This window comes from Psychrobacter sp. T6-4 (genome assembly GCF_052258425.1).
Lineage (GTDB): Bacteria > Pseudomonadota > Gammaproteobacteria > Pseudomonadales > Moraxellaceae > Psychrobacter.
The window spans coordinates 1-24,253 of record NZ_JBQQEZ010000019.1; the positions used below are offsets into that span (position 1 = coordinate 1).

General features: G+C 45.5%; 21 protein-coding genes. 7 read left to right on the forward strand and 14 right to left on the reverse strand.

Annotation, left to right across the window (positions count from 1 at the left end):
• Window positions 1–122: 122 nt before the first annotated feature.
• From ACTXGE_RS11755 to hflX, 4 genes are all read right to left on the reverse strand, one after another.
• Complete coding sequence (locus ACTXGE_RS11755) at window positions 123–923, reverse strand: lytic transglycosylase domain-containing protein (protein ID WP_317200150.1); 801 nt, start codon at window positions 921–923, stop codon at window positions 123–125.
• A gap of 164 nt (window positions 924–1,087) precedes the next feature.
• The gene (locus tag ACTXGE_RS11760) at window positions 1,088–1,777 is read right to left on the reverse strand and encodes an LrgB family protein (protein WP_317200149.1); all 690 of its coding nucleotides are present in this window, start codon (window positions 1,775–1,777) and stop codon (window positions 1,088–1,090) included.
• Between the two features lie 66 nt (window positions 1,778–1,843).
• A complete protein-coding gene (locus tag ACTXGE_RS11765; RefSeq protein ID WP_443543603.1) occupies window positions 1,844–2,275 on the reverse strand; it encodes a CidA/LrgA family protein in 432 nt (143 codons plus the stop codon).
• Between the two features lie 303 nt (window positions 2,276–2,578).
• Window positions 2,579–4,054: a ribosome rescue GTPase HflX gene (gene hflX, locus ACTXGE_RS11770; RefSeq protein WP_435950272.1), complete on the reverse strand. Its 1,476-nt coding sequence runs from the start codon at window positions 4,052–4,054 to the stop codon at window positions 2,579–2,581.
• A gap of 263 nt (window positions 4,055–4,317) precedes the next feature.
• On the opposite strand from hflX, the gene ACTXGE_RS11775 reads away from it, so the two are divergent.
• Complete coding sequence (locus tag ACTXGE_RS11775) at window positions 4,318–5,112, forward strand: lysophospholipid acyltransferase family protein (RefSeq protein WP_435950273.1); 795 nt, start codon at window positions 4,318–4,320, stop codon at window positions 5,110–5,112.
• Window positions 5,113–5,201: 89 nt separating this feature from the next.
• Here the strand turns inward: ACTXGE_RS11775 and ACTXGE_RS11780 are convergent, their stop codons facing one another.
• Together ACTXGE_RS11780 and ACTXGE_RS11785 are read right to left on the reverse strand one after the other, a co-directional pair.
• Window positions 5,202–6,242: an aldo/keto reductase gene (locus ACTXGE_RS11780; protein ID WP_443543600.1), complete on the reverse strand. Its 1,041-nt coding sequence runs from the start codon at window positions 6,240–6,242 to the stop codon at window positions 5,202–5,204.
• Between the two features lie 21 nt (window positions 6,243–6,263).
• Complete coding sequence (locus ACTXGE_RS11785) at window positions 6,264–6,761, reverse strand: FKBP-type peptidyl-prolyl cis-trans isomerase (RefSeq protein WP_317200144.1); 498 nt, start codon at window positions 6,759–6,761, stop codon at window positions 6,264–6,266.
• A 166-nt stretch (window positions 6,762–6,927) separates the two neighbouring features.
• On the opposite strand from ACTXGE_RS11785, the gene ACTXGE_RS11790 reads away from it, so the two are divergent.
• The gene (locus ACTXGE_RS11790; RefSeq protein ID WP_443543597.1) at window positions 6,928–7,593 is read left to right on the forward strand and encodes a DUF1294 domain-containing protein; all 666 of its coding nucleotides are present in this window, start codon (window positions 6,928–6,930) and stop codon (window positions 7,591–7,593) included.
• A 103-nt stretch (window positions 7,594–7,696) separates the two neighbouring features.
• Here ACTXGE_RS11790 and ACTXGE_RS11795 read toward each other — a convergent pair whose 3' ends face one another.
• The 4 genes from ACTXGE_RS11795 to ACTXGE_RS11810 form a co-directional block, all read right to left on the reverse strand.
• The gene (locus ACTXGE_RS11795; RefSeq protein ID WP_443543595.1) at window positions 7,697–8,287 is read right to left on the reverse strand and encodes a hypothetical protein; all 591 of its coding nucleotides are present in this window, start codon (window positions 8,285–8,287) and stop codon (window positions 7,697–7,699) included.
• A 22-nt stretch (window positions 8,288–8,309) separates the two neighbouring features.
• Complete coding sequence (gene lspA, locus ACTXGE_RS11800; RefSeq protein ID WP_443543593.1) at window positions 8,310–8,933, reverse strand: signal peptidase II; 624 nt, start codon at window positions 8,931–8,933, stop codon at window positions 8,310–8,312.
• A complete protein-coding gene (ileS, locus tag ACTXGE_RS11805; RefSeq protein WP_443543592.1) occupies window positions 8,926–11,778 on the reverse strand; it encodes an isoleucine--tRNA ligase in 2,853 nt (950 codons plus the stop codon). The genes lspA and ileS overlap by 8 nt, the downstream gene beginning before the upstream one ends.
• Before the next feature lie 164 nt (window positions 11,779–11,942).
• Window positions 11,943–12,677 (reverse strand): GntR family transcriptional regulator, encoded by a 735-nt coding sequence (locus ACTXGE_RS11810; RefSeq protein ID WP_443560315.1) that lies wholly within the window; start codon window positions 12,675–12,677, stop codon window positions 11,943–11,945.
• A 139-nt stretch (window positions 12,678–12,816) separates the two neighbouring features.
• Here ACTXGE_RS11810 and ACTXGE_RS11815 point away from each other — a divergent pair, with 139 nt between their 5' ends.
• From ACTXGE_RS11815 to ald, 3 genes are all read left to right on the forward strand, one after another.
• On the forward strand, window positions 12,817–13,515 hold the full coding sequence (locus tag ACTXGE_RS11815; protein WP_443543588.1) for an aspartate/glutamate racemase family protein: 699 nt from the start codon (window positions 12,817–12,819) through the stop codon (window positions 13,513–13,515).
• 32 nt (window positions 13,516–13,547) lie between these two features.
• A complete protein-coding gene (locus ACTXGE_RS11820; protein WP_443543586.1) occupies window positions 13,548–14,906 on the forward strand; it encodes an NCS1 family transporter in 1,359 nt (452 codons plus the stop codon).
• A gap of 269 nt (window positions 14,907–15,175) precedes the next feature.
• Window positions 15,176–16,291 (forward strand): alanine dehydrogenase, encoded by a 1,116-nt coding sequence (gene ald / locus ACTXGE_RS11825; protein WP_435950283.1) that lies wholly within the window; start codon window positions 15,176–15,178, stop codon window positions 16,289–16,291.
• Window positions 16,292–16,367: 76 nt separating this feature from the next.
• Here the strand turns inward: ald and ACTXGE_RS11830 are convergent, their stop codons facing one another.
• Together ACTXGE_RS11830 and ACTXGE_RS11835 are read right to left on the reverse strand one after the other, a co-directional pair.
• Window positions 16,368–16,913, reverse strand: a complete 546-nt coding sequence (locus tag ACTXGE_RS11830; RefSeq protein ID WP_443543584.1) for a protein disulfide oxidoreductase — start codon at window positions 16,911–16,913, stop codon at window positions 16,368–16,370.
• Window positions 16,914–17,166: 253 nt separating this feature from the next.
• Window positions 17,167–18,804, reverse strand: coding sequence for a carbon-nitrogen hydrolase family protein (locus tag ACTXGE_RS11835; protein ID WP_443543582.1), 1,638 nt, complete (start codon window positions 18,802–18,804; stop codon window positions 17,167–17,169).
• A 461-nt stretch (window positions 18,805–19,265) separates the two neighbouring features.
• Between ACTXGE_RS11835 and ACTXGE_RS11840 the strand changes: the two genes are divergently transcribed.
• Window positions 19,266–19,901 carry a BLUF domain-containing protein gene (locus tag ACTXGE_RS11840; protein ID WP_443543580.1) on the forward strand — a complete coding sequence of 212 codons (636 nt, stop codon included), beginning with the start codon at window positions 19,266–19,268 and terminating at the stop codon, window positions 19,899–19,901.
• A gap of 86 nt (window positions 19,902–19,987) precedes the next feature.
• Here ACTXGE_RS11840 and ACTXGE_RS11845 read toward each other — a convergent pair whose 3' ends face one another.
• On the reverse strand, window positions 19,988–21,490 hold the full coding sequence (locus tag ACTXGE_RS11845; RefSeq protein WP_443543578.1) for an FAD-binding oxidoreductase: 1,503 nt from the start codon (window positions 21,488–21,490) through the stop codon (window positions 19,988–19,990).
• A 279-nt stretch (window positions 21,491–21,769) separates the two neighbouring features.
• On the opposite strand from ACTXGE_RS11845, the gene serA reads away from it, so the two are divergent.
• Window positions 21,770–22,996 carry a phosphoglycerate dehydrogenase gene (serA, locus tag ACTXGE_RS11850; protein ID WP_443543576.1) on the forward strand — a complete coding sequence of 409 codons (1,227 nt, stop codon included), beginning with the start codon at window positions 21,770–21,772 and terminating at the stop codon, window positions 22,994–22,996.
• Window positions 22,997–23,093: 97 nt separating this feature from the next.
• Here the strand turns inward: serA and trhO are convergent, their stop codons facing one another.
• The gene (trhO, locus tag ACTXGE_RS11855) at window positions 23,094–24,140 is read right to left on the reverse strand and encodes an oxygen-dependent tRNA uridine(34) hydroxylase TrhO (RefSeq protein WP_443543574.1); all 1,047 of its coding nucleotides are present in this window, start codon (window positions 24,138–24,140) and stop codon (window positions 23,094–23,096) included.
• Window positions 24,141–24,253: the final 113 nt, after the last annotated feature.

Genomic DNA, 24,253 nt, shown 5'->3' on the forward strand with positions numbered 1-24,253 from the left:
CCAAGCTCATAAAAATATAAGAAGTGATATTCCAAAAAAAAGCCAGATACTTGCAGTATCTGACTCCTTATAAACCCCCAACCTATTTTAGGACGGGACATGCAGTATATAAAATAGTAAGTTTAACGTAGCGCGGCGTAAGCGGAATTGGCGTAGCTTGCACTATTACTGCTCGTACCAAAGCTGACATTTTGCATTGAGCTGTTATCGCTGATGCCATTAGCGTTGTTATAGTTATTTGTACTAGTCGATAGCCCAGAGTCGTTTTTGTACAGGCTATGATAACGGCTCATCACCTTTTTGACGTAGTTGCGGGTTTCCTTAAATGGTGGGATACCACCATACTTATCGACGTTACCTTCGCCTGCGTTGTAGCCTGCAATAGCAAATTCGATATTGTTATCAAATCGGCGCATCAGCCAAGCGATATATTTGGCCGAACCTTCAATATTATCCGCAGGATCCCAAGCATTACTCACCTTAAATCGTCTGGCAGTAGCAGGCATCAGCTGCATCAAGCCTTGTGCGCCGACAGGCGAGCGGGCATTAGGATTAAAAGCGGACTCGGTATGCATCATTGCTTTCATAAGCCCAGGATCAACGCCATGACGAGCAGCTGAAGCACGGATATAAGCGTCATAAGCATTACGGCTACCGCTATTGCTAGCAGGGCTAGTACCGTAGTTATTGGTACTGGCATTATTATCGTAATTGCTACTGTCTTTGTAATAAGTGACTTTTACTTTTTTGGTGAATTTTTCAAAATTACCGCTAGGGCTGACGTTGGTTAGAAGAACCTGACCGCCTTTGTCTTTATAGATATACATATTGCCAGCATGCGCGCTTGTAGAAATAGCGGATAGAGCAAAAGAGGTCAATAATATCGGTGACAGGCAACGACTTAGGGTTTGAATGTTTATCATAAAGGCATCACTTTTTATCGAAGACGATCAGATTACTTGGTGTATGAACGCGCTCAAGAATCAGCTGATTTAAAATAGATAGAATTTACTATAACACAACTATAACATAAATCCTCATTTGGACTTATGTCGAATATGTCATATCCATAAAATAAAGAATGAGCTTATGCTGACAGCGCACCGATAAATATGGGTACCCATACGGCAGTCAATAGCCCGTTAACCGCTAAGCCAAAGGCTGCATAACGTCCAGCAGTTGAGCTGATCTGCCACGCTTCAACTGTACCAAAAGCATGCGCCGCCAGTCCCAGTGCCAAACCCTTTGCACGGTCATCATCAATACTGCGAAACAAGGAACGTGCCAGAGCGCCGCCAAGCAAGCCTGAAACAATAATGATCAGGTTTGCCATCGCTAAAGGTGCGCCAATCAAGTCCGCTACGCTAAGACCGATAGGCGTGGTTACAGAGCGAGTGGCAAAGGCTAATATGGTCTCTTGGCTAAGCGAAAACAGATAGGCAAGTGACATGGGTAATAAAGCCCCGACAATACTAGCAATCAGCACAATAATAGAGAGGCGCTTGACCGGTAAACCCTTAAAGTTCATTGCTGCCAGCGGTACAGCAAGTAGTACTGTCACGTAACCCAACAGGTGATCAAAGACAGGTTTGGCCACGCCATAGTAGTTATCATAGTCCCATTGCAAAATGAATAAGAACACAATAACTAAGACTAGTGCGGTAATGACCATAGGCAGCCAAGTGAGCTTTTTGGCAAGGACGCGGGCGCTCACGTGCGCCACTAACGTCAATAGTATCGCCGCCCCAGTCGCTACGGCTATGCTGTCAAAATACATGGCTACCTCTAGCAAAATACATAAAAACCCCTAGCAAGATGCATAACTCTCTCATAAAACATACGGCTACTCTTGACGCTCAGTAGATTTGCTTGACGTATCAAGAGTATCGCTACTGTTTAGCCAGCGATTAGCCAAGATGCCAAGACCCCATAGCGGTATGAGAGTACTGATAATCATCGTGATCATGACGCCCCATAACTCATCACCAAGCTCAAATAACAAGATGCCAGCGCCGGCAGATACAGGTAAAAAGGCAAAACCGCTATCGACAAGCAAAGTATTGCTCGCTTGAGTGAGCCAGTGCGGTAGACCTTTTATCAAACGCCAAGTCATAAGTATCAAGAACATCGCAACCAAACCGACAATATTGGCAGCCTTTTCGATACCAGCCCAGCTGCAGATAACGACCGCAAGCTCACGAACCACAACGACCATAACGAGGGTTAAAATAATAGCCATCCATAAAGGTAGCTTTGAGTGCGAAGAGAGGGTCATAAGTGACTCATGATAAGTTAAAAATAAACATAACGTGCTAGAGGTTTGACTAATGGTAAGTACTAGTAAAACATGACACACCATTAAAAAACACTTGTCGATGATAGGAGCGCCAATTATATACACAGTCGCCACATTAATAAAGCTAGGTTCCCTAAGGCAGAATCAATAAGCGCCAAACTATCAAAAAACAAGCGATACCTATCTTATAAGATAAGTACCGCTTGTATTAGGTGAGGTTTTTTTAAATAGTAACTTAAATAGTACTAAAGACCGCGTTTAATAAATAGCTAGACTGATTAATCAGGCCTCTGGCGTTGTATCAGACAAGGCTAAATCAACTTCGGACTCATCGTCTAAATGATGGCTTAAAGTCTCAGCTGAGTCATCAGAATCTACCGATTTACTGTCAAGATCACCTGCATTTGTCGCAGTTTTTTCTTGGCTTGACTCTTCAAAAGGTTCAAGAACAGGCATCAAAAGCGTTGCTTGTGCTAAGGGCAGTACGTCTAAAGGAGACAGGTTAGCCTGACCGAGCAGTTGCTTGAGCCTATCGCTTGGCAGACGTATGGTCAGGCACTCATGACCCGTATCATCATAGCTTTCCTCGAGTATGACGCCAAGCTCGTACAAGGTGTTTTTGAATTGACCTGCATTATATGGCAGCGTCAAATCAAAGGTGGTAAGCGTGCCCGTCAATAGCTGCTGTACGGCAAGAGAGAGCTCCTCCATACCTAGGTTTTCTCGTGAGGAGACATAAACACGATTGGGTTTCCCCTCGCTTGCATACCCAATACGAGCAGGCTCATCAGTGAGATCAATCTTGTTATAGACATTGAGCACAGGTACGTCATTGTCAATCTCAGCCAGCACTGCTTTGACCGCTTGAATCTGCTCATGCATATCCTCACTTGAGGAATCGATAACATGAAGCAAAAGATCAGCCTCTAACGTCTCCTCAAGCGTAGCATGAAAAGACTCAACCAACTCATGGGGCAAGTGACGCACAAAGCCTACGGTATCGACCAGTACTACGCGTCCAACGCCTTGCCAGTCTAAGCGGCGCAGTGTCGGGTCAAGGGTCGCAAACAGTTTGTCCGCAGCATAGATGTTTTCATCCACCAAACGATTGAATAAAGTGGACTTGCCTGCGTTGGTATAACCGACGAGCGAGACAGTGGGTACATCAGATTTTTGCCGACGGGCACGGCCTTGCGCGCGCGTTTGCCGTACCTTTTCAAGCTTACTCTTAAGCTGATTAACTCGCGTCTGCAATAAGCGGCGATCGGTCTCAAGCTGGGTTTCACCAGGGCCACGCAGACCAATACCCCCTTTTTGACGCTCCAAATGCGTCCAACCGCGAACGAGGCGCGTAGATAGATGGTTAAGCTGCGCCAGCTCGACTTGCAACTTACCTTCATAAGTACGAGCGCGCTGAGCAAAGATATCTAAGATTAAACCGGTGCGGTCAAGGACGCGGCACTGGGCTATAGTCTCAAGGTTACGCTCTTGTGATGGCGACAAATTGTGGTTAAAAAGAACGATGTCAGCGTCATGCTCGCGTACCAGTTCGGCAATCTCTTCAGCCTTGCCGCTCCCTACAAAGTATTTGGCATCAGGCTTTAGGCGTGAACCTGTCACTAGTGCCAATCGATCCGCACCTGCTGAGTCCGCCAAGAGTTCAAACTCGCCAAGATCATCAGGATCTTGAATTTGGCGGATGTCTAGATGAACGATAATAGCGCGCTCGCCGCCGGTATGTCTGTCGAAATATTCCAAAAATAGTCACCTATTATTAATTTATTAAAGGGTTATAACCTTCTATATGCGGCCACCCCAACGATATTAAAGCGTGTCAGATAATTTTATGTTAACTTTGAACCTGATCCAAGAGGTCTGAGTGAACAAATCGTCACTGAATCAAGAGAAGTTTGTTATACTTATCTGCCTTTTATTACACTCTATTTTTATAATTTATCTTTTACATAACCGCGCGTAGCTTATATACAATAACGCACTATATACATCCATGAGGGACAAAGATGAGTCAATCTAAGTCAAAGTTTTCAGTCAAAAAACAGTTGGGCCGTGGCAAGCAAATCGCTGGCATGACCACAACTATGGTCGGCGGACTACGCGCCGCCCAGCGCATCGGCGCATTTCGGGAGCCACCAAGAGAAAAGCTACCACGCTATATTCAAGCCTTTTGTCGCAAGATGGCAGGCTCGTTCGGTGTCAAGGTCGTAGAGGTCGAGCCAGTACCGCAGCATCACGGTCTGTGGGTATCAAACCACGTGTCATGGATGGATATTCCAGTTGTAGGTACCGTGAGTCCCGCGTTCTTTTTGTCAAAGGCTGAGATTGGCGAGTGGCCTGTATTTGGTAAGCTGGCTCATGCTGCGGGCACGGTATTTATCCAGCGCGGGTCAGGAGATGCCGGATCAGTAGCCACGCAAATTGCAGACTTTTTAAAAGAAGGCTTTTCGGTTGTCTTTTTCCCAGAGGCCACCACGACAGATGGTAAAAAAATCAAGCGTATTCATGGTACGCTTTTGCAAGCAGCGATAGATGCAAAGGTACCCGTACAGCCTATGGTACTCGCTTATGTTAATAAGGACGGTACCTTAAGTGACGCACTGCCTTATTATGGCAAATTAACCATGAAAGAGAGCCTTAAAAAGGTACTCGATAGCAAAAATGTTACCGCTTATGTGCTACCGCTTGAGCCAATAGATCCTAATGGCTATAGCAAAAGTGAGATGACCAACAAATTGCAAAAAAGTATGCAAGAAGGCTTAGCTGAACTACATTCAAGAGTACTGAGTACTTCTGCATAAGCATAAGGTTTTGCTATCAGGATAAACACAGAAAAGTGCAACCTTTAATAGGCTGCGCTTTTTTTTGATATTTATACCTGAGGATAAAACTAAGGTGACGGATTAGGCTGCTCGGTATGTACGGCCTCTATAGCTTCTAGTACATCTGCGCTCAAAGTCAGATCAATGCTATCGATATTAGATTTAAGCTGCTCAAGGCTGGTCGCGCCGATAATGTTGCTAGTGACAAAAGCACGCGAATTAACAAAAGCCAGTGACATCTGCGCCATATCTAATCCTGCGTCATCAGCAATCTTGGCGTACTGTTCTGTCGCCGATAGTGCTTGCTCATTCACGTAACGACCAAAGCGCTCATATTTGGTCAGGCGAGCGCCCTCTGGACGTTTGCCATCTAAATATTTGCCCGACAACACACCAAAGCCTAGCGGCGAGTAAGCAAGTAGGCCGACGTTTTCGCGATGCGCGATCTCTGCCATACCGACCTCATACAAGCGATTGAGTAGGCTGTAAGGATTTTGCACCGTGATAGGTGCGATCAAACCATTCTTGTCCGCCTCCCACAGATAGCGCATGAGTCCCCAAGCGGTATCGTTGGATAAGCCATACGCACGAATGCGACCTTTTTTGATCTCATCGTTTAGCGCTTGAATGGTCTCTAAAAATGGCGTCAAATCGTTCAGTGATTGCGCTGCCATATCTTCGGTGTAGCCGCGCTGACCAAAAAAGTTCGTTTGACGCTCAGGCCAGTGCAACTGATAAACGTCGATGTAATCTGTTTGCAAGCGCTCAAGGTTGCCATCGATAGCTTGCCCGATATGCTCAGCGTTAAAACGGCTTTGACCGTCACGCAAAAAACTCATTGGCGACATTTTGCTGGCAAGGATAACCCTATCACGCTGCTTGTTCTTAGCAAACCAAGTGCCGATATGACGCTCGGTATCGCCCTGCTTATCTTTGTCAGGTGGGGAGGGGTACATCTCGGCGGTATCCCAAAAGTTGACGCCAGCAGTTAGCGCCATATCCATCTGCGCGTGCGCTTCACTCTCGTCGTTTTGCTGTCCCCAAGTCATCGTGCCTAGACAAATCTTGGATACCTGTTCGTGAATCTGTGGCAGGGTTTCATATTTCATCTTATTATCCTTTTTATTGTTTTAAATGAGCTGTATACCAGTCACGCCAGGCGGAGTGACTTTGAATATTTGGACTTTAAAAAGCACCGCTTGACCGGCGAGCGGATGGTTGAAGTCCACTTCGATCTCATCATCATCGATAGCACTTATGATACCTGCCAAAGTGTTTTTACCTTTATCCTCAAACTCAACCATCATGCCAATCTCAGGATTGTCCGCGATGAGCGCAAATTGAGTGCGACTAAACTGCTGGACGTTATCTGGGTTCCAGTCTCCAAAGGCTTGTTCAGGGTCAAGGTGTGCTGTGCGCGTATCGCCTGCCCGCAAGTTCATCAGCACCTGCTCAAAGCCGGGCAATAGACTCTCATCACCGATAGTCAGCGTGACAGGTGCGTCGCGACTAAAGGTTGAATCGATTATTTCTCCATTCTCAAGTGAGACTTCAAAATGTAGTTTGACGCTACTGCCGTAAGCGATGCGCGTATCTTCGTTAGGATTGATAAATTGAGAGTCGGTCATAGTCAAAGGTCACCTAGTGATTAAAAAAGCAATGCATCAAATAATAAGGCAAATGATAGCTGGTGTAAGCGTCAATAATGTAACGTAACTGCGGCACTATAAATATAAATAAAGTACCATAGATAAAATACTATAATTTTGAATCTACAAGTGAGCATATATAGCAATGGCACAAAATGAGCGAAGCATCCTAGTACAAGGCGTCGTACAAAAATGGCAAGATGACAAAGGCTTTGGTTTTATCAAAATGGGTGATGGCGAGTCGGTGTTTTTTCATATTAGTGAGTTCAAAGCAAAGCGCCGCCCAGAGATTGGCGAACACGTTGTCTTTACGCTTGGGCAAGATAATCAAGGTCGCCTGCAGGCCAAGCGAATACAAGAGCTGAGCTTTGTACAGCAAAAAATGGCGAATAAGAACAGTCAAATTCGCAAGCGCAACCAAAAACGCAGCGCACAAGCGGACTTTGAGGAGGGTCAAAAAAAGCGTTTATTTCTTGGTTTAGGGTTTTATGGGGTGCTAGCGCTACTGGCATTCACAAATGAGATAAACTGGCTTGTGGTTGGCTGGTATATAGCCTTAGGGCTTATCACTTATACGATGTATGCCAAAGATAAAAAAGCGGCGCAAAACAATGAGTGGCGCACCCCTGAGATGACTTTACATATTTTAAGCGCGCTTGGCGGCTGGGTTGGAGCGCTGGTTGCCCAGACTTATCTGCGCCACAAGTCCCAAAAGCCAGAGTTTCGTATGGCGTATTATTTGACGGTAGTGGTTAACTTGGCAGGTTTGTTATTTGTTATGGCGGGTGGGGGATTAGATAAGTTGTTGTAATTTTTAAATATAGAATTTTAACGACTAATCATAAATATTTATGATACTTTTTTAGAAACAAATATATTATGTTGATATCACTATTTTTAATTGATGACATGTCCTAGCTGATTGACTGCTTTATAGCAAAAGGTAGTTTTGAATAAGTAGTGATTATTGGATCGAGTCGAAGTAGGCTTGAGAGCGTAATATTTTTTTGTAACCCGACAGACTGATTCAATGTATCTGAAGATAAAACGTAAAATTCCCATTGACTCATATTAAGAGGATCAATAGTTTTTTGTTCTTTATGTTTTAATAAACAAAATACGTAAATATCAGCTTGCCGTATGCTTTTGGTTGAACGAGCATTGGTCTTATCGTCCCATTGTGTAGTAGGACGAATTCCAAATTGAATAGTAGATATTTTTTCTTGATTCCATGTTTGAATAAAAGCACTAGACTTTACTTCAATTTTAATACCTTCTTTAGTTTCGATATCGTAATCATCCCATTCTACTCTGTGAGCATTATTCTCACCAAGAGCAGAACCAACAATATATTCAGCTAAAATACCTCTTAAGGTATTACTTACAAGATCGGAGCTAGACCATTGCCAAAAAGACAATAAGTTTAAATTCAGAGAGTTTCCCTCGATATGAAAAGCTTCTTCACCTGATTTTCGTTCAACTTCTAACGCTGGATATTTTATCATAATCTAAATTTACTAGGATAATTTAACTACTACGCTTACCTTCAAAAAACAGCATGTCGATGACAATGATCGCCACGCCAACACTAATGCCAATATCTGCAATATTAAATATCGGGTAATGCCAGACATCGGCGTTATGCACGTGGATGAAGTCGATAACGTGACCATGGAGCAGGCGATCAATCAGATTACCAATAGCGCCACCAAGTACCAAGGCTAGACCGAGAGAGAGGAGCTTGGCGTTTCGCGGCGCTTTAATTAGATAGACGATCAAAAATATCGATATGATCAGTGCCAGCCCAGAAAAAAACCATTTTTGCCAGCCGCCTGCATCCGCCAAAAAGCTAAAGGCAGCGCCGTAATTATAGGCCAAAGTCCAATTCAAAAATGGCTCAATAACGGGTACTGGCTCGTGAAAGGTCAGATTGGTTTCAGCTAACCATTTGGTGAATTGATCTATAACCAAAACGATGAGTGAAAGCAGATACCACATAAAGGCACGACTGCCATTGGCAATAACTTTTGGCGTTTTATTTAATCGACCCATAGGCGTCACTGAACTGCCAGTTGTGATATGCACAGGTTTTGGCAATTCATCAACTGGGGTCGGTGTCTGCGGCTTAGAGGGGTCAGGCGGGTTAAGCATAGTGACGTACCTCACCGCTACCTACAACATTGGTCACGCAGCGCGCGCACAGCTCTGGATGCTTGGGGTCAGTGCCGATATCATCGCGGATATGCCAGCAGCGTACACATTTAGTGCCCGTCGCCGCGCTAATATTGACTTTTAGATCGGTTGCCGCTCCGCTATCATTTTCAGTACCAGGGGAGACTGTATCAGCAGCTGTTATATCTGTAGGCGCCTCACCTAGTGGTGCAAGCGTAGCTTTGCTTGTAATTAAGACAAAACGTAGCTCCTCGCCAAGTTTGGCTAAGCTATCGTGCATTGCGCCCTCGGCATAAAGGGTAGCGTCAGCGGATAAATTGGCATTGATGATTTTGTCACCGCGTGCGGTTTCGATGTTTTTATTGACTAAGTCTTTGGCACGCATAATGTTTTGCCAATCATCCGTACTAATCGCGCTCAGCTCAAGTTCTGGGAACTCGTACCACTCTTGAGTAAACACGTACGCATCGGCGTTTGCACTATCGTTAGCGTGTAATACTTCCCATGCTTCTTGCGCGGTGAATGACAAGATCGGTGCAATCCAGCGAATTAAAGCTTGGGCGATATGGTAAATCGCCGTTTGCGCCGAGCGGCGCGGCTGTCCATCTTTTTGCGTGGTGTACTGACGGTCTTTGATGATGTCTAAATAGAAGCTACCCAAGTCCTGTGAGCAGAACGCCGCGATATGCTGCGTGACTTGATGGAAGTCCATGGCATCATAAGCCCTGACGATTTGCGCTTGCACAGTCTGCGTACGCTCAAGGATGAACTTATCGAGACTGACCAGATCATTAATAGCGATGCTATTAGTCGCAGGATTAAAGTCGTCGGTATTGGCTAATAAGAAGCGCAAGGTGTTACGGATACGGCGATACATATCGATCGCGCCTTTAAAGACCGTTTTGCCTGCGCTCATCTCATAACGATAGTCGCTCGACGCAATCCATAACCGCAGCATGTCTGCGCCTGTTTTGTTAATCTCGTCTTGTGGGGTGATGATGTTACCCAGTGACTTACTCATTTTGCGGCCGTTTTCATCAACCACAAAACCATGAGTCAAGACTTGCTTAAACGGGGGACGCTCGTACATCGCCTCCGAGGTTAAAAGGGAAGTCTGGAACCAACCGCGATGCTGATCTGAGCCTTCTAGGTACATGTCAGCTGGGTTGGTCAGCTCCTCACGCTGCTCAAGGACAGCAAAATGCGTCGTCCCTGAATCAAACCAAACGTCTAGCGTATCGGTAGACTTGTCATAATCGCTTGCTTCATCGCCTAGATAGTCCTCACAGCTGGCATCAAACCAAGCTTCCACGCCGCCCGCTTCTATGTTCTTTGCAGCCACTTCCATCAGCTCAAGCGTGTTTGGATGCAGCTCGCCTGTTTCTTTATTGGTAAAAAAGGCAATCGGCACGCCCCAAGTACGCTGGCGTGAGATACACCAGTCGGGGCGACCCGTCATCATCGATTCAATACGGTTTTGACCCCATGCTGGCGTCCATTTAACCTGTGGAATATCTTTTAGGGCGCGCTCACGTAGGCCCTCGATTTCCATATTGATAAACCACTGCGGCGTCGCACGAAAGATGATCGGCGACTTATGACGCCAGCAATGCGGATAGCTGTGCTCAATTTTGGTATGGCTGACCAAATGATCATTGTCATGTAAGGCGGCGATAATCTTTGGATTGGCTTTATAGATATGCTCACCTGCGAACACAGCAGCGGTCTCTAAATAGACGCCAGTGCCGCTAACGGGGTTCTCTACTGGCAAGTTGTATTTAAGACCAACGATATAATCGTCAAGACCGTGACCGGGCGCGGTATGCACCAGACCCGTACCGCTATCAACCGTGACATGATCGCCTAAGATAAGCGGCACTTGGCGATCTTCAATTAATGGATGCTGAGCGCGCAAGCCTTCAAGCGCGCTACCTGATACGGTTGCCAACACACCTTTGTTGTCCAGTTTAAGCTCAACAAGTGCTGTCTCAACCAAATCAGCGGCTAATAGCAAGTTGCCTTTGTCGGTTGCGACCACACTATAGTCATGTTCAGGATGTACTGAGATGGCTTGGTTAGCAGGCAGCGTCCATGGTGTCGTCGTCCAGATCACAGCGGCGATAGTGCCGTCAATCTCGCTTAAAGCAGCTAGTTTTTGAGTATCCAAAACATCAAAGCTGACGTAGATCGCATCAGAGATTTTGTCTTGATATTCTACTTCCGCTTCTGCCAAAGCTGAGCTACAGTCCAAGCACCAGTTGACAGGCTTCATACCGCGAGTCACATGACCATTGTCATAGATTTTAGATAATGCGCGCACGATATTGGCTTCCTGCGAAAAGTTCATCGTGAGATAAGGATTGTCCCAATCACCAAAGATACCTAAACGCTTGAAGTCAGCTTTTTGCAATTCAATTTGCGTGCTCGCATACTCTCGGCACAGACCGCGAAACTCGGTGGCGGACACTTTTTGACCGACTTTACCGACTTTGGCCTCAACCTTTTGCTCAATGGGTAGACCATGACAGTCCCAGCCCGGTATATAGGGCGCATCAAAGCCTGATAAGGTTTTTGATTTGACGATCATGTCTTTGAGCACTTTGTTGACCGCGTGACCTAAGTGAATCTGACCGTTCGCATAGGGAGGGCCGTCATGCAAAATGTATTTGGTCGCGCCGACTCGCGCGGCACGAATTTTGCCGTAGACGTCGTCCGCTTCCCACGCCGCCAGCCAATCAGGCTCACGTTTGGCAAGGTTAGCACGCATCGCAAAGGGCGTGTCGGCAAGGTTTAGCGTATCTTTGTAGTCGATAGAGTCGGTCATAGTGGTCTTTGTCTTAATTAAATGTAGTGAGAAAACCCGCGTGCCAAAATATAGGATGACTGGTATATATGCAGGACGCATTGACAAAAATCAAAGCCACCTATTATAAGGCAATTAACGCACTAAAAACAGGGGACATGTTTTGGGCAAATAGACGCTTAGAGTTATTGATTGTTTTTAATAATCAGCTGCTCTGCCAAGGTAGAGAACGGCTGGGTGGCGTGAGCAAAATCAAGACTACTCTCTAAATGACTCAAATGCTCATCGAGTAGCATGACAAGTCTATTCTCATCTTTGGCCTCTATCGCTTGTACTATACCCAAATGCTCATCTTCAGCGCAGTTTGAGGAGCCTGCATTATTGTATAGTCCGATAATCAAAGTCGTGCGCAAGGTAAGTTCACTCAAAAACTTCTCGAGCACCTGATTGCCAGCGATTGTCGCTAAATGCATATGAAAGGCGCGGGATAATCGCAATTCAGCAGGGGTGTCTCCTACCGCGCGCGCAACCGCTTCATCCTCAATCATAGCGCGCATATTAGCACTGTCTTGATCGGTGGCGTTTTTGATGACGCTGAGCGCCAGCGTACGCTCAATGGTGCGCCGCGCGGCAAACACGTCACCGGCTTCCTTGGGCGTAGGCGTTGAGATAAATGCACCGCGATTGGGCTGTAATTGCACCACATGCATAGTTGCCAGTGTCGAGAGGGCGCGTCTTACGTTGGCTCTATTGCATTTGAACAGATCGCTCAATGCCTGCTCACCAAGTTTAGTGCCCGCAGGCAGGCGCTGCTCTGACACTGCAGCAGTGATAGCCTCAATGATTGCGTTCTCTGGCGTGTCTTCGTTTTTTACTAGTGTATTAATAAGATTCATAGTCGCGATTATAGTGCGCTGCATGCATGGCGACAACATTTTTTAATTTTTAGTTGTATTGTTAACAATTTCAGTTAACAATGAATATATACGCATATAGTTACTTTTGTTTGATATTCAAATCAGTCTCTGTATCAACTTTATATATGGATAACCAACCTTTATGAAAATCTTAGTCATGAACCCTAATTCGACGACCTCCATGACGGACAAAATCGTTGAGAGCGCTCGTCAAAAAGCAAGCGCTGGTACAACGATCATCGGCGCGTCTGGGGATGATGCGCCAGCCTCTATTCAAGGACACTATGACGAAGCGATGTCTGTGCCTGGACTGCTTAGACGTTTGGCCCAAGCAGAAGCAGACGGCGTCGATGGCGTCGTAGTCGCCTGTTTTGATGATCCAGGTATTGGCGCTTGCCGTGAGGTGTTCTCAGGCCCCGTTTTAGGCATTTGTGAGGCGGCAGTCAAGGCGGCAAGTATGGTCTCAACCTCATTTAGCGTGGTGACGACTCTGCCGCGCGCGATACCTGTGATCGAAGAGCTTATTCACGGCTATGGTCTGTCTCATCGCTGTCGGCGCGTGCGCTCAGCTGAGATACCTGTGCTGGCGCTTGAGGAGCCAGGCTCTGGCGCGCGCGAAAAAGTACGCGATGAGATTATGCGCGCCGTACGTGAGGACAACTGCGAAGCGATCGTTTTGGGCTGTGCGGGCATGGCAGATTTGACCGAGTGGCTGACGAAAGAGACGGGCGTTCCTGTTATCGACGGCGTCACTGTGGCTACGCGTATGGTCGAGGCACTCATTGGTAGCGGTATAAAAACCAGCAAGATTGGGGCTTATGCGGCGCCTATTAAGAGCTAAGTCAATTTACACACTTTAGGAAGGAGAGTGTCATGGAAGACGCAAAAAGAGCCGTAGCGGCGGCAGATATCAAAACGCTGGATCACAAGGGAGTCGGAGAGGAGAGCCTTGCGCCGCAAACCACGCGCATCATGGGATCTTGGTCTTATTTATTTGCATGGCTTGGCGGCTGCGTTTCTATCGGGACGTTCACCGTCGGCTCAGGTCTGGTCGGTACGCTAAACTTGCTGCAAGTGGTACTTGCCATTGCTATAGGTTGTACCGTCATCGGGGCGGCGCTGATGATTAATGGCCGCGCCGGTCACAAGTATGGTATTCCGTTTATGGTTCAGACGCGCTCCGCTTTTGGCTTCACTGGTAGCCGTATTCCTGCACTAGTGCGCTCAGTACCTGCGATCGTCTGGTTTGGCTTTCAGAGCTGGATTGGCGCTGGTGCGTTGAACTTGGTATCTGATGCACTATTTGGCTATAGCAATATCGTCGTTTTCTTCATCGGTTTTCAATTTTTACAGATTGGTCTATCTGTTTTGGGCTTTCATGGTATCAAGTGGCTTGAAAACATCGGCTCGGTGTTTATTATCGGCTCTCTCATTTATATATTTATTAGTGTCATTAATAAATATGGCGATACTATTTCAACTAATTTGATTAATGTTGAAGGTACTTGGGGTACGCCTTTTTGGGGTGCGACCATGCTGTTTTTAGGTGTCTATAGTACGATGATGCTCAACGTCTCTGATTATTCACGCGAATTAAAAGAGAACGTCGGATTGTTCCGTCAAGTAGTCATTTATTCAAACTCTATCTTGCCTGCTGCCTTGTTTATGGGCTTGATCGGTCTCATGGTGACTAGCGCAACGGGTGAAGTAGACCCTATTAAAGTGTTCTCAAGCGCAGTTGATAACAAGCCTTTACTGGTCATCACCATGCTGTTTATTGCCTTTGCTCAGGTCACAACCAACATTCTAAATAACGTCGTACCGCCTGCTTATGCCTTGATGGATATCTTTAAAGTCAAATACAAAACAGCGGCGGTCATCGTCGGGTTGCTCGCCTTTGGAACCTTTCCTTGGGAGCTGGTCAAAGATGAGTCTGCGGCAGGACTCAACCTCTTTATTCAAACGTACTCTGCATTCTTAGGGCCTATATTTGCGATATTGGTCGTTGATTATTACTTCCTGCGTAAGCAAAAGCTCGATATCGATAAGTTATATGATGAAAATGGTCCTTATAAAGGGGTGAATATGGCAGCAGTCATCGCTATGGCGATCGGTATTGTGGTTGCGCTGACGTTCACTAGCATCTCTTGGTATGCCAGCCTGATTCCTGCTGGCGCAATCTACTGGATATTGATGCTCAAAATGCCATCGGCGCAGCGCTTTATGTCGTAGATGGTTATCGCTTAGAGTCATTGATAAAAAAACCCGTAACGTAGCATATCCTACGCTACGGGCTTTTTATAACATTCCTAAGAGATCGCTTTACATTGTAAACAACGTATTTGGAGAGAAACGTATCTAAAGAGATGTGCTACGATTAGTGAGTTATCTGGCAGATTGCGTCATGATTGCTTGTATGTCGTAAATGTAAATCGTTAAACTAACATCACGCTTGGCTCAATTTTGATTCCGTCAAATTACTCTTATCAAGGAAGATAATTATGAAAATAGGCATTCCAAAAGAGATTAAAAATAATGAAAATCGCGTTGGATTGACACCCAGTGGAGTCAGTGCTTTGGTCGATGATGGTCACAAGGTTGTCGTTGAAACAGACGCTGGTATGGGTTCGCAGTTCACTGATAATGACTACAAAGACGCAGGCGCAACTATCGTTAACAGTGCAAGTGAGACTTGGGATGCCCAATTGGTCATCAAAGTCAAAGAGCCACAATCATCAGAGTATGAGTACTTTAAAGAAGGCTTGATTCTGTTTACCTATTTGCATCTCGCCGCTGAGCCTGATCTGGCGAAAGCATTGATAGAACATAAAGTAACGGGCATTGCTTATGAAACCGTACAGCTAAAGGATGACTCACTGCCACTGCTAACGCCAATGAGTGAGATTGCAGGGCGCATGAGTACACAGATCGGCGCGCAGTTTTTGCAGAGCTTTTATGGTGGTAAAGGTATATTACTCGGCGGCGTACCGGGCGTACAAAAGGGGCGGGTCACTATCATCGGTGGCGGCGTCTCAGGTACGGAGGCGGCAAAAATGGCAATCGGTTTAGGCGCAGATGTCACTATTTTGGATCTTGATCCCAAACGGCTCAAGCAATTATCTGAGCTCTTTGGTAATGAGGTGCAGACGCTAGTATCCAACAAAGTCAATATTGCTAGGTGCGTACAAAATAGCGATTTGGTCATCGGCGCGGTACTCATTCCAGGAGCGGCTGCACCCAAACTAGTCAGTGAAGAGATGATCGAGTCTATGAATGACGGGGGCGTCATCGTCGATATCGCCATCGATCAAGGCGGTATCTTTGAGACGACCGATCGCATCACAACCCATGACGATCCTACGTATACCAAGCACGGTATTGTTCATTATAGCGTCGCTAACATGCCAGGCGCGGTACCGCGTACTTCAACCTTAGCCTTATCGAACGTGACTTTACCCTACGTACGAGCACTCGCTAAAAAAGGCGTAAAGCAAGCGTGTATGGATAATGCTGCACTAGCAAAAGGCATTAACACCATGCAAGGTCATATGACCTACGAGGCGGTCGCTGAAGATTTAGAATATGAGTATAAGGATTTGGATGAGTTGATCGGTTAACTACTATCATAAAACAAAGCCTACTAAATTCTTTTTTGCAAAAAAGGTAGGCTTATTTAAATCATTGTCAGTCGACTCAAAAAACCGAACTCAGCCACAACCGTAATTTAAGCGACCAAAGCGGCTGAATGCCTGTGAGTCCTTGCGTCATTTTACCATCTTTTAAGACCACATACGACGGCGTCACTTGTCCTTGCCAGTCAGCAAAGATACGTCCTTCTTCATCGTTTATCGTCGTGAAATCAAAATTATTGTCAGTCATATAGTTTGATAATTCTTGATTATTGCCTGACTTAATGGCAACGGTCACGACAGGGTAGTTATTCTCCACCGCCAGCTTATTGATAGTTGGTGAAGTATAAGTGCATATCGGGCACCAAGTTCCCCAAAAATATACGAGCGTCGGCTTATCGGTACTCATTGCCGCAAGATCAAGGCGTTGTCCTTGATAGTCTGTCAGTTGCAATTGTGGATCGGCCGGCATGACAGGCTGTCGCCACCAGTTCACAGCAGTATAGATGAGCGCAAATATCGTCCCATAGATAAGTATGGTTTTAAGTATTGATAGCCCCCTTTGTTTCGGTGTCTTTCTAAGTTTTAATGTTTTTTGCGAACCTGTCATTTTAGTACCTGCTCTTCTACTTTTTGTGATCTTAGATATAAAAAACGGCTGAATGATCAGCCGTTTTGTTATTGTATAGTTGGTACTAAACGAGATAGATATACTAGATTGTAACGCGAGACTGGTACAAACTTTACTTGCGTGCTGTGTCTGCGCTGCTCGATGCTGCGCAAAATTTGTCCCAGCCTCGCTGCATCTCTTTTACATTGACTTGACTATACGTTTGTGAGCTTTTCACCTTTACCTTAAGCCCTTAGAACTTTTCGGCGCGTCCCTGCAGTGGATCGCCCAATAGTACGCTACCTGAGTTTTCACGGCGCTCGCTATCGCTTAGTTTGCTGGCAGGTATCTTTGCTTTACGCTTCCACTTTAGGCTAAACAGATCATCGCGGCGATCGAGCAAATTATGTACTGAACCCTCGTTACGCACATGGATGAGCTTATCTAAATTGAGATCAGAGAAGAACACCATCTCTGTATTAGCCGTGGTCTCTGCCATGATGGCATCATGCGGGAACGCAAAGTCTGATGGCGAAAAAATAGATGACTGTGCGTATTGAATATCGAGGCTCTCCACTTGCGGCAAGTTACCGACAGAACCACAAATCATCACGTAGCATTCGTTCTCAATGGCACGTGCTTGGGCACAGTGGCGCACGCGCAGATACCCGTTTTGAGTATCGGTCCAAAATGGCACAAACAAAATGTCCATGTCATCGAGTGCCATTAAGCGTGCTAATTCTGGAAACTCAACGTCATAACAGACCAAGATTCCAATACGGCCGGCATCCGTGTCGAACACTTTGACCTCGTCACCGCCTTCAATCACCCAGGCACTACGCTCATGCGGAGTAATATGAATCTTGCGTTGCTCCTCGACTGTACCATCGCGTCGGCATAGGTAGCTGACATTATACAAAGTATCGTTTTCATCAAGTAGCGGCATGGAGCCTGTGATGACATTGACGTTATAACTAACCGCTAGATGCGAGATCTCGTTTTTGAACCATTCGGTATAGCCTGCCAAAAAGCGAATGGCGATGTTTTGATCGGTGGACTCACACAATCCCATTAACGGCGCGTTAAAAAACTCTGGCAGACAGGCAAAATCTGAGTTGTAGTCCGCCATGATATCGACAAAGAACTCGACTTGTTGTAGCAGCTCCTCTGGCGACTCAACCTCACGCATCTGCCACTGAATCCCGCCAATACGTACCTCAGATTTACGGGTATTGGGCTTATAGTCTTTGGGCTCATAATAGATATTGGCCCACTCAAGCAAGGTTGCAAAGCCTTTAGACTGCTTGTCATCAGGTAGATATGCGGTCAAGATGCGCTTGACAATAAAGCCGTTTGAGAGCTGAAAAGATAGCGCTGAGTCATGAATCTCACGCGACTCGACCGCGTCAATGTACTCGCCAGGAGTGAGGTCTTTGTGATTGTAGTAATTAGGTATACGTCCGCCTGCCAAAATAGCGCGGAAGTTTAACTGTCGGCACAGCTCTTTTCGCGCATCATACAGGCGACGACCCAAGCGATAACCGCGATACTCAGGATCAATGAGCGCATCTAAGCCATAAATAGCGTCACCCTTAGGATCATCTCTGATAATCTCTTTGTGACCAATCAGATCATCATAAGTATGCGGATTAGAGAACTTGGCATAATCGACACGCATAGACAGTACAATACCGATCAGATCGTCGTGATCAAATAGCGCAATTTGTCCTTCAGGAAAGGCATCAATCAAAGCATGGATAGTGGCTTTTGACCAAGAACCGCCAAGGTTAGAATATACTTTATCCATAAGAGCTTTGAGCTGGGGATAGTCTTTTTTCTTAATCTCTGCAATCGTTAAATGAAAGTCTTCTGGTTTTTCTATATTACTCATAAAAATCCTATAATATTGTTTATTAACTACGTGGTGATAAGCGTGAAGGCTATTGCTTGATAATATGAGTGCATACAACTAGCGACATATGCTCATAATATGTTGTCCTGTCAGTTACAAAAAATGGTTATCTTGAATACAGTAACAATGTTACAATAATTAACAATAACAAGTACTTATTATGTTCTTGCACTCATTTTTATTCACAATTATTTAATTCGCTATCATATCATCTCAATACTCTATTTCCAGTTATCCTTAGTAGTCCTTGTAACCCTAATAGTCATTTAATATCTAATACTTAACATCTATGCGCTGCTACTATAAAATATAAATTAGTAGTCTCAATTAACCATGCTAGGGTATAAGTTACTATTTTTTGATAGTTATTTACCTTTTTCTTTAGTATTTTATGAATCTGCGAACCATATAACAATTATAAGCTCCTTAGGATGTTATCTATGCCAATACCTCTAAACCATATGGAAACTGTCAAAAAGCTGAGCGATACGCCTAAGGATGGTTTGATCCAATTGGTTTATGTCAGTAGCATGACGCTCAGATCACGTCTAAAGTCCTCTGTCTTTGACGAAGTTGAGGCGCATGCTCGCAGCTACAACCAGCAGCATGGCATAACGGGTACTTTGTGTTATGGCAACGGGCATTTTTTGCAGTGCTTGGAGGGCGAAAAAGATGAGATACTGACTCTGCAAGAGCGTATCTTTGCTGACGGACGTCATAAAGAGGTGCAGATACTGTCTCTAAAAAACATCAGTCAGCGCAGCTTTGAGGATTGGCGCATGCGCTTGCTATTTTTGGAGCGCTGGCTTTGGTCTCCTGCAACCAAAAAACAAGCCGATCAGCTCTCGCCTTTTTTACCTTTTGCGCCGCATGGCTGGACGCCCGATCGTACTGCGCAGTTTATTAATACTATCCAAACCTTTGATAATCCGCCGCATATAAAAGCAGCTGGTATTACCTACAATGCCATGGGTAATATGTTTAAGCACATTGCCGCGCCGCACCAAGCGTTTTTAATCGTTCAAGGATTTTTGGCAATATTGCTCGTTATAGGCCTCTACCTTTTAACCTATTAGTACGCTTTATATACAAATGACAAAACGAAAAAAGACGCTAAACGGTTAAGTCTAGCGTCTTTTTTATTTAGAACTAATCAAGACGCTTACATATCAAAAATCTTGCCGCGATTCATGATATTGTTGGGATCAAACACTTTTTTGACTTCTTTTAGGTACTCAATCTCAAGCGGACTGCGGCTATATTCCAAATATGGCTTTTTGGTCATGCCAACGCCATGTTCAGCGGATACCGAGCCGCCATATTTTTGCACGATTTCAAACACGTACTTATTAACGATTTGGCAAGCATCAAAGAACGCATCTTTGCTTAAGTGTTCAGGCTTTAAAATATTTAGATGCAAATTGCCATCACCGATATGACCAAACCAGCACACCTCAAAGTCAGGATAATTACGACTGACAACCTCGTCAATCTCAGCAATAAAATCAGGGACATGAGTGATTAACACGGACACATCGTTTTTGTACGGGGTAAAGACTGAGATAGTCTCAGAGATATACTCACGCAGTTTCCACAGCTCCGTCGCCTGAGCTATGCTTTGACTCATGACGCCATCAACGACCCAGCCCTCGCTCATACAGTGCTCAAATATCGCCATAGCCTTATCCATAATCGGCTCGTATGGCGCTTCAAATTCAAGTAGAGTATAAAATCGAGTACGCGATTCAAACGGCTCTTGCACTTGACCATGTGCCATGAGTTTATCGATTGCCACATCATCGAAGAATTCAAAGGCGGTCAAATCAATCTTTGCTTGAAAGGCTGATAGCACATTCATGACATCATCAAAGCTATCCATGCCTAGCACCATGACATTTAAGTCTTGCGGCGCACGATCCAGCTTAATTTGCGCATGAGTGACAAATCCAAGCGTACCTTCACTACCGATAAACAGCTGACGCAAATCATAACCTGTGGCATTTTTGACCATACCGCGGTTGAGGTGCAAGATATCGCCGCGACCAGTAACCACTGTCAACCCCATAATCCACTGGCGCGTCATACCATAACGTATGACTTTGATACCGCCTGCGTTGGTGCCGATATTGCCACCCATCTGGCTTGAGCCTGCTGATGCAAAATCGACAGGGTAGTACAGATCTTTGGACTTGGCAAATTGCTGAAGCTGCTCGGTGACTACGCCTGCTTCAATCTCAACCAAGCGATCAGCAGGATAAAATTTGCCGATACTATTCATCTTATCGAAGCTCACTACAATCTCGCCATTAGCTGCGACCGCGCCTGCTGATAGACCCGTACGTCCGCCGCTTGGGGTTAATACGACGTTATACTCATTCGCTAGCAGTACGATCGCTTGCACTTGCTCAGTGGTCTTAGGAAAGATAATAGCAGAGGCAGCAGGAGCAAAGTGCTTGGTCCAGTCTTTACCCCAATGTACAAGGCTCTCGCTATCGGTCTTGATTTGACTGCTATCAAAGTTATGCGTAGTGATTAGAGCGTCTAGTATAGCTTGTACTGCTGCGCTATTCGCTGCTGGCGCAAGGTTTGGCTCATTGACCACAGCTTGGTCAGCGGCGTGAGTGCGCGCGTGGGCGGGCAGGTTTTCGGTGATCGATTCAGTCATAATAGTCTCGACTAGGTGCAAGGGTCATGTGTTGGACAAGTAACATAGCTGGTGTTTGATAACTTATAAACGTGCCCTAATATTAGCACATTACCAGTACATATTTAGAATGCGTTTGACCCTTTATAGGTCACTATTAGTCACAATATCTATAGCTTAATTCATATTATGCTCTAACACCTAGCGACAATTTTGTGTAAGATAAGCGCATTGTTTTTTATTCTCGTCGACTGTTTAGATTATGACAAACAGTGACTCCAATTATAGGGCAGGTCTCATATGGCATTATCACTACAAAAAGATAAAATCCGTTTTTTACTATTAGAGGGCGTCCATGACAACGCGCTAAAAGTATTAGAGGGCGCAGGATACAGCAATATTGAGTATCTGAGTCACGCACTAGATACGGACGAGCTGATCGAAAAGATTAAAGATGCGCACTTTGTCGGTATTCGCTCGCGCACGCAATTGACGCGTGACGTACTTGAGCACGCCAAAAAGCTTATCGGTATTGGCTGCTTTTGTATTGGTACTAACCAAGTAGATCTAGAGGCTGCACGTGAGATGGGTATCCCCGTCTTTAACGCGCCGTACTCTAACACGCGCTCAGTGGCTGAATTGGTACTGGCGGAAGCCATCATGCTGTACCGCGGTATCCCAGAAAAGAACGCTACTGTGCATCGCGGCGGCTGGGGCAAATCTGCTAAAAACTCACATGAAGTGCGCGGCAAAACTATCGGTATCGTCGGTTATGGCTCTATCGGCTCGCAGCTATCAGTACTCGCTGAGAGCTTCGGTATGAAGGTCATCTATCATGACGTCGTCACCAAATTGCCGCTAGGCAACGCCCATCAAGTTGGCAGCTTAGACGAGCTACTATCCACCGCTGATATCGTCACCTTGCACGTGCCTGATGTACCAAGTACACGCTATATGATGAAAAAAGAGCAGTTTGATCAGATGAAAGAGGGCAGCTACTTTATTAATGCGGCACGGGGTACTTGTGTTGAGATTGATGATTTGGCAGCGGCACTTGAGTCGGGTCGGGTACTCGGCGCGGCGATCGATGTATTCCCAAAAGAGCCAAAATCTGCGGATGAAGAGTTTGAGTCACCACTGCGCAAATTTGATAACGTGATTTTGACGCCGCATATTGGTGGCTCAACACAAGAGGCACAAGAAAACATCGGCTTTGAAGTCGCTGAGAAGTTCGTTAAGTACTCAGATCAAGGTGATACAGCAACGGCGGTCAACTTCCCAGAGGTTTCAGTACCGTTCAAAGAGGGCTCACATCGCCTGCTGCATATCCACAAAAACGTTCCAGGCGTGCTGTCTCAAATCAACCGTCTGTTTGCAGAAGCGCACATCAATATCTTGGCGCAGAGCCTGATGACAGAAGGCGATGTTGGTTATTTGGTCATGGATGTTGATTACAATGATTCAACAGCCGCACTCGATCAGCTCAAAGACGTCGAAGAAACCATTCGCGTGCGTATTTTGTTTTAATCTAAAAGGTATAACAGTGCAATAAAAAAGAGAGACTAGTATAGTCTCTCTTTTTTATGGGTACTCTCTAAATCAAATAATATTTGTAGCGATACGCTTAGTTTGTCTGGTTAGTAGTATCTGCTTTGAGACGCGCCTCAACTTTAGCAGCTTTGCGCTTTTCGATAATGTCATTTACGTCGCTTCCGATATGCGTCTCACCGCGCTGCTTGGCAAGCTGCATCTGACGTTCACGCTCGCGAAAGCGCGCTTTTTGTGCGTCAGTCGCTTTGTCAATACAATGCGGGCAAGATTCACCTTTGACATAAGAGGCGCTATTCATATCATCTATAGTGATCGGCATACGACACGCAAAACACTGTTCATAGTCGCCTTTTTCTAGATCATGATTGACTGAGACGCGGTTGTCAAAGACAAAGCAGTCGCCTTGCCACATAGAGTCGCTGGCAGGTACTTCTTCTAAATACTTTAAAATACCGCCTTCTAAATGATAGACCTCCTCAAACCCTTGCTCGCGCAAATAAGCGGTTGATTTCTCACAGCGAATACCACCGGTACAGAACATCGCGACTTTTTTGTGTTTGCTAGGATCAAGCTCTTTTGCGACGTACTCTGGAAACTCACGAAAGGTATCAGTATTAGGGTTGATAGCGTTTTCAAAGGTGCCGATTTGTACTTCGTAATCGTTGCGCGTATCGATCAGAGTTACATCTGGATCTGAGATCAGCGCATTCCAATCGGTAGGCTTCACGTAGCGCCCGACCGACTGTAGCGGGTCGATGTCTTCGACGCCCATAGTGACGATTTCTTTTTTGAGCTTCACCTTGGTGCGATAAAACGGCTGCTCGTTGGTATAAGACTCTTTAAACGTAAAGCTGCCGATCGCGTCAATACTACGCAAATACTCTAAGACATTATCGATGCCCAGGCGTGTACCAGATATCGTACCGTTGATACCCTCAGCAGCGATAAGTAGTGTACCTTTGACATCGTTGTCCGTCATCTTATCAAGGATAGGCTGACGATAGGTTTCAAAGTCATTAAAGCGAGTAAATTTATACAAAGCGGCGACGACGATATTGTTAATTTCGCTATCGTAGGCGGGCGCTTGTTTTGAGGTTGTATTGTCTAAAGTTGTGCTCATACTGTCTCCTGCTGGCTAGGACGTAAACCTAGTGCAATTAGTGATTTAAAAATGAATAACATTTATTCAATTGTGGAATGTATAAATGCGCGCGTAGTGTAGCAAATTTGGGG

Bases quoted from the DNA above. Each gene is read 5' to 3' on its own strand.
- ACTXGE_RS11755 (WP_317200150.1), bottom strand. From the start codon at position 923: ATGATAAACATTCAAACCCTAAGTCGTTGCCTGTCACCGATATTATTG.
- ACTXGE_RS11760 (WP_317200149.1), bottom strand. From the start codon at position 1,777: ATGTATTTTGACAGCATAGCCGTAGCGACTGGGGCGGCGATACTATTG.
- ACTXGE_RS11765 (WP_443543603.1), bottom strand. From the start codon at position 2,275: ATGACCCTCTCTTCGCACTCAAAGCTACCTTTATGGATGGCTATTATT.
- ACTXGE_RS11775 (WP_435950273.1), top strand. From the start codon at position 4,318: ATGAGTCAATCTAAGTCAAAGTTTTCAGTCAAAAAACAGTTGGGCCGT.
- ACTXGE_RS11780 (WP_443543600.1), bottom strand. From the start codon at position 6,242: ATGAAATATGAAACCCTGCCACAGATTCACGAACAGGTATCCAAGATT.
- ACTXGE_RS11785 (WP_317200144.1), bottom strand. From the start codon at position 6,761: ATGACCGACTCTCAATTTATCAATCCTAACGAAGATACGCGCATCGCT.
- ACTXGE_RS11790 (WP_443543597.1), top strand. From the start codon at position 6,928: ATGGCACAAAATGAGCGAAGCATCCTAGTACAAGGCGTCGTACAAAAA.
- ACTXGE_RS11795 (WP_443543595.1), bottom strand. From the start codon at position 8,287: ATGATAAAATATCCAGCGTTAGAAGTTGAACGAAAATCAGGTGAAGAA.
- lspA (WP_443543593.1), bottom strand. From the start codon at position 8,933: ATGCTTAACCCGCCTGACCCCTCTAAGCCGCAGACACCGACCCCAGTT.
- ileS (WP_443543592.1), bottom strand. From the start codon at position 11,778: ATGACCGACTCTATCGACTACAAAGATACGCTAAACCTTGCCGACACG.
- ACTXGE_RS11810 (WP_443560315.1), bottom strand. From the start codon at position 12,677: ATGCAGCGCACTATAATCGCGACTATGAATCTTATTAATACACTAGTA.
- ACTXGE_RS11815 (WP_443543588.1), top strand. From the start codon at position 12,817: ATGAAAATCTTAGTCATGAACCCTAATTCGACGACCTCCATGACGGAC.
- ACTXGE_RS11820 (WP_443543586.1), top strand. From the start codon at position 13,548: ATGGAAGACGCAAAAAGAGCCGTAGCGGCGGCAGATATCAAAACGCTG.
- ald (WP_435950283.1), top strand. From the start codon at position 15,176: ATGAAAATAGGCATTCCAAAAGAGATTAAAAATAATGAAAATCGCGTT.
- ACTXGE_RS11830 (WP_443543584.1), bottom strand. From the start codon at position 16,913: ATGACAGGTTCGCAAAAAACATTAAAACTTAGAAAGACACCGAAACAA.
- ACTXGE_RS11835 (WP_443543582.1), bottom strand. From the start codon at position 18,804: ATGAGTAATATAGAAAAACCAGAAGACTTTCATTTAACGATTGCAGAG.
- ACTXGE_RS11840 (WP_443543580.1), top strand. From the start codon at position 19,266: ATGCCAATACCTCTAAACCATATGGAAACTGTCAAAAAGCTGAGCGAT.
- ACTXGE_RS11845 (WP_443543578.1), bottom strand. From the start codon at position 21,490: ATGACTGAATCGATCACCGAAAACCTGCCCGCCCACGCGCGCACTCAC.
- serA (WP_443543576.1), top strand. From the start codon at position 21,770: ATGGCATTATCACTACAAAAAGATAAAATCCGTTTTTTACTATTAGAG.
- trhO (WP_443543574.1), bottom strand. From the start codon at position 24,140: ATGAGCACAACTTTAGACAATACAACCTCAAAACAAGCGCCCGCCTAC.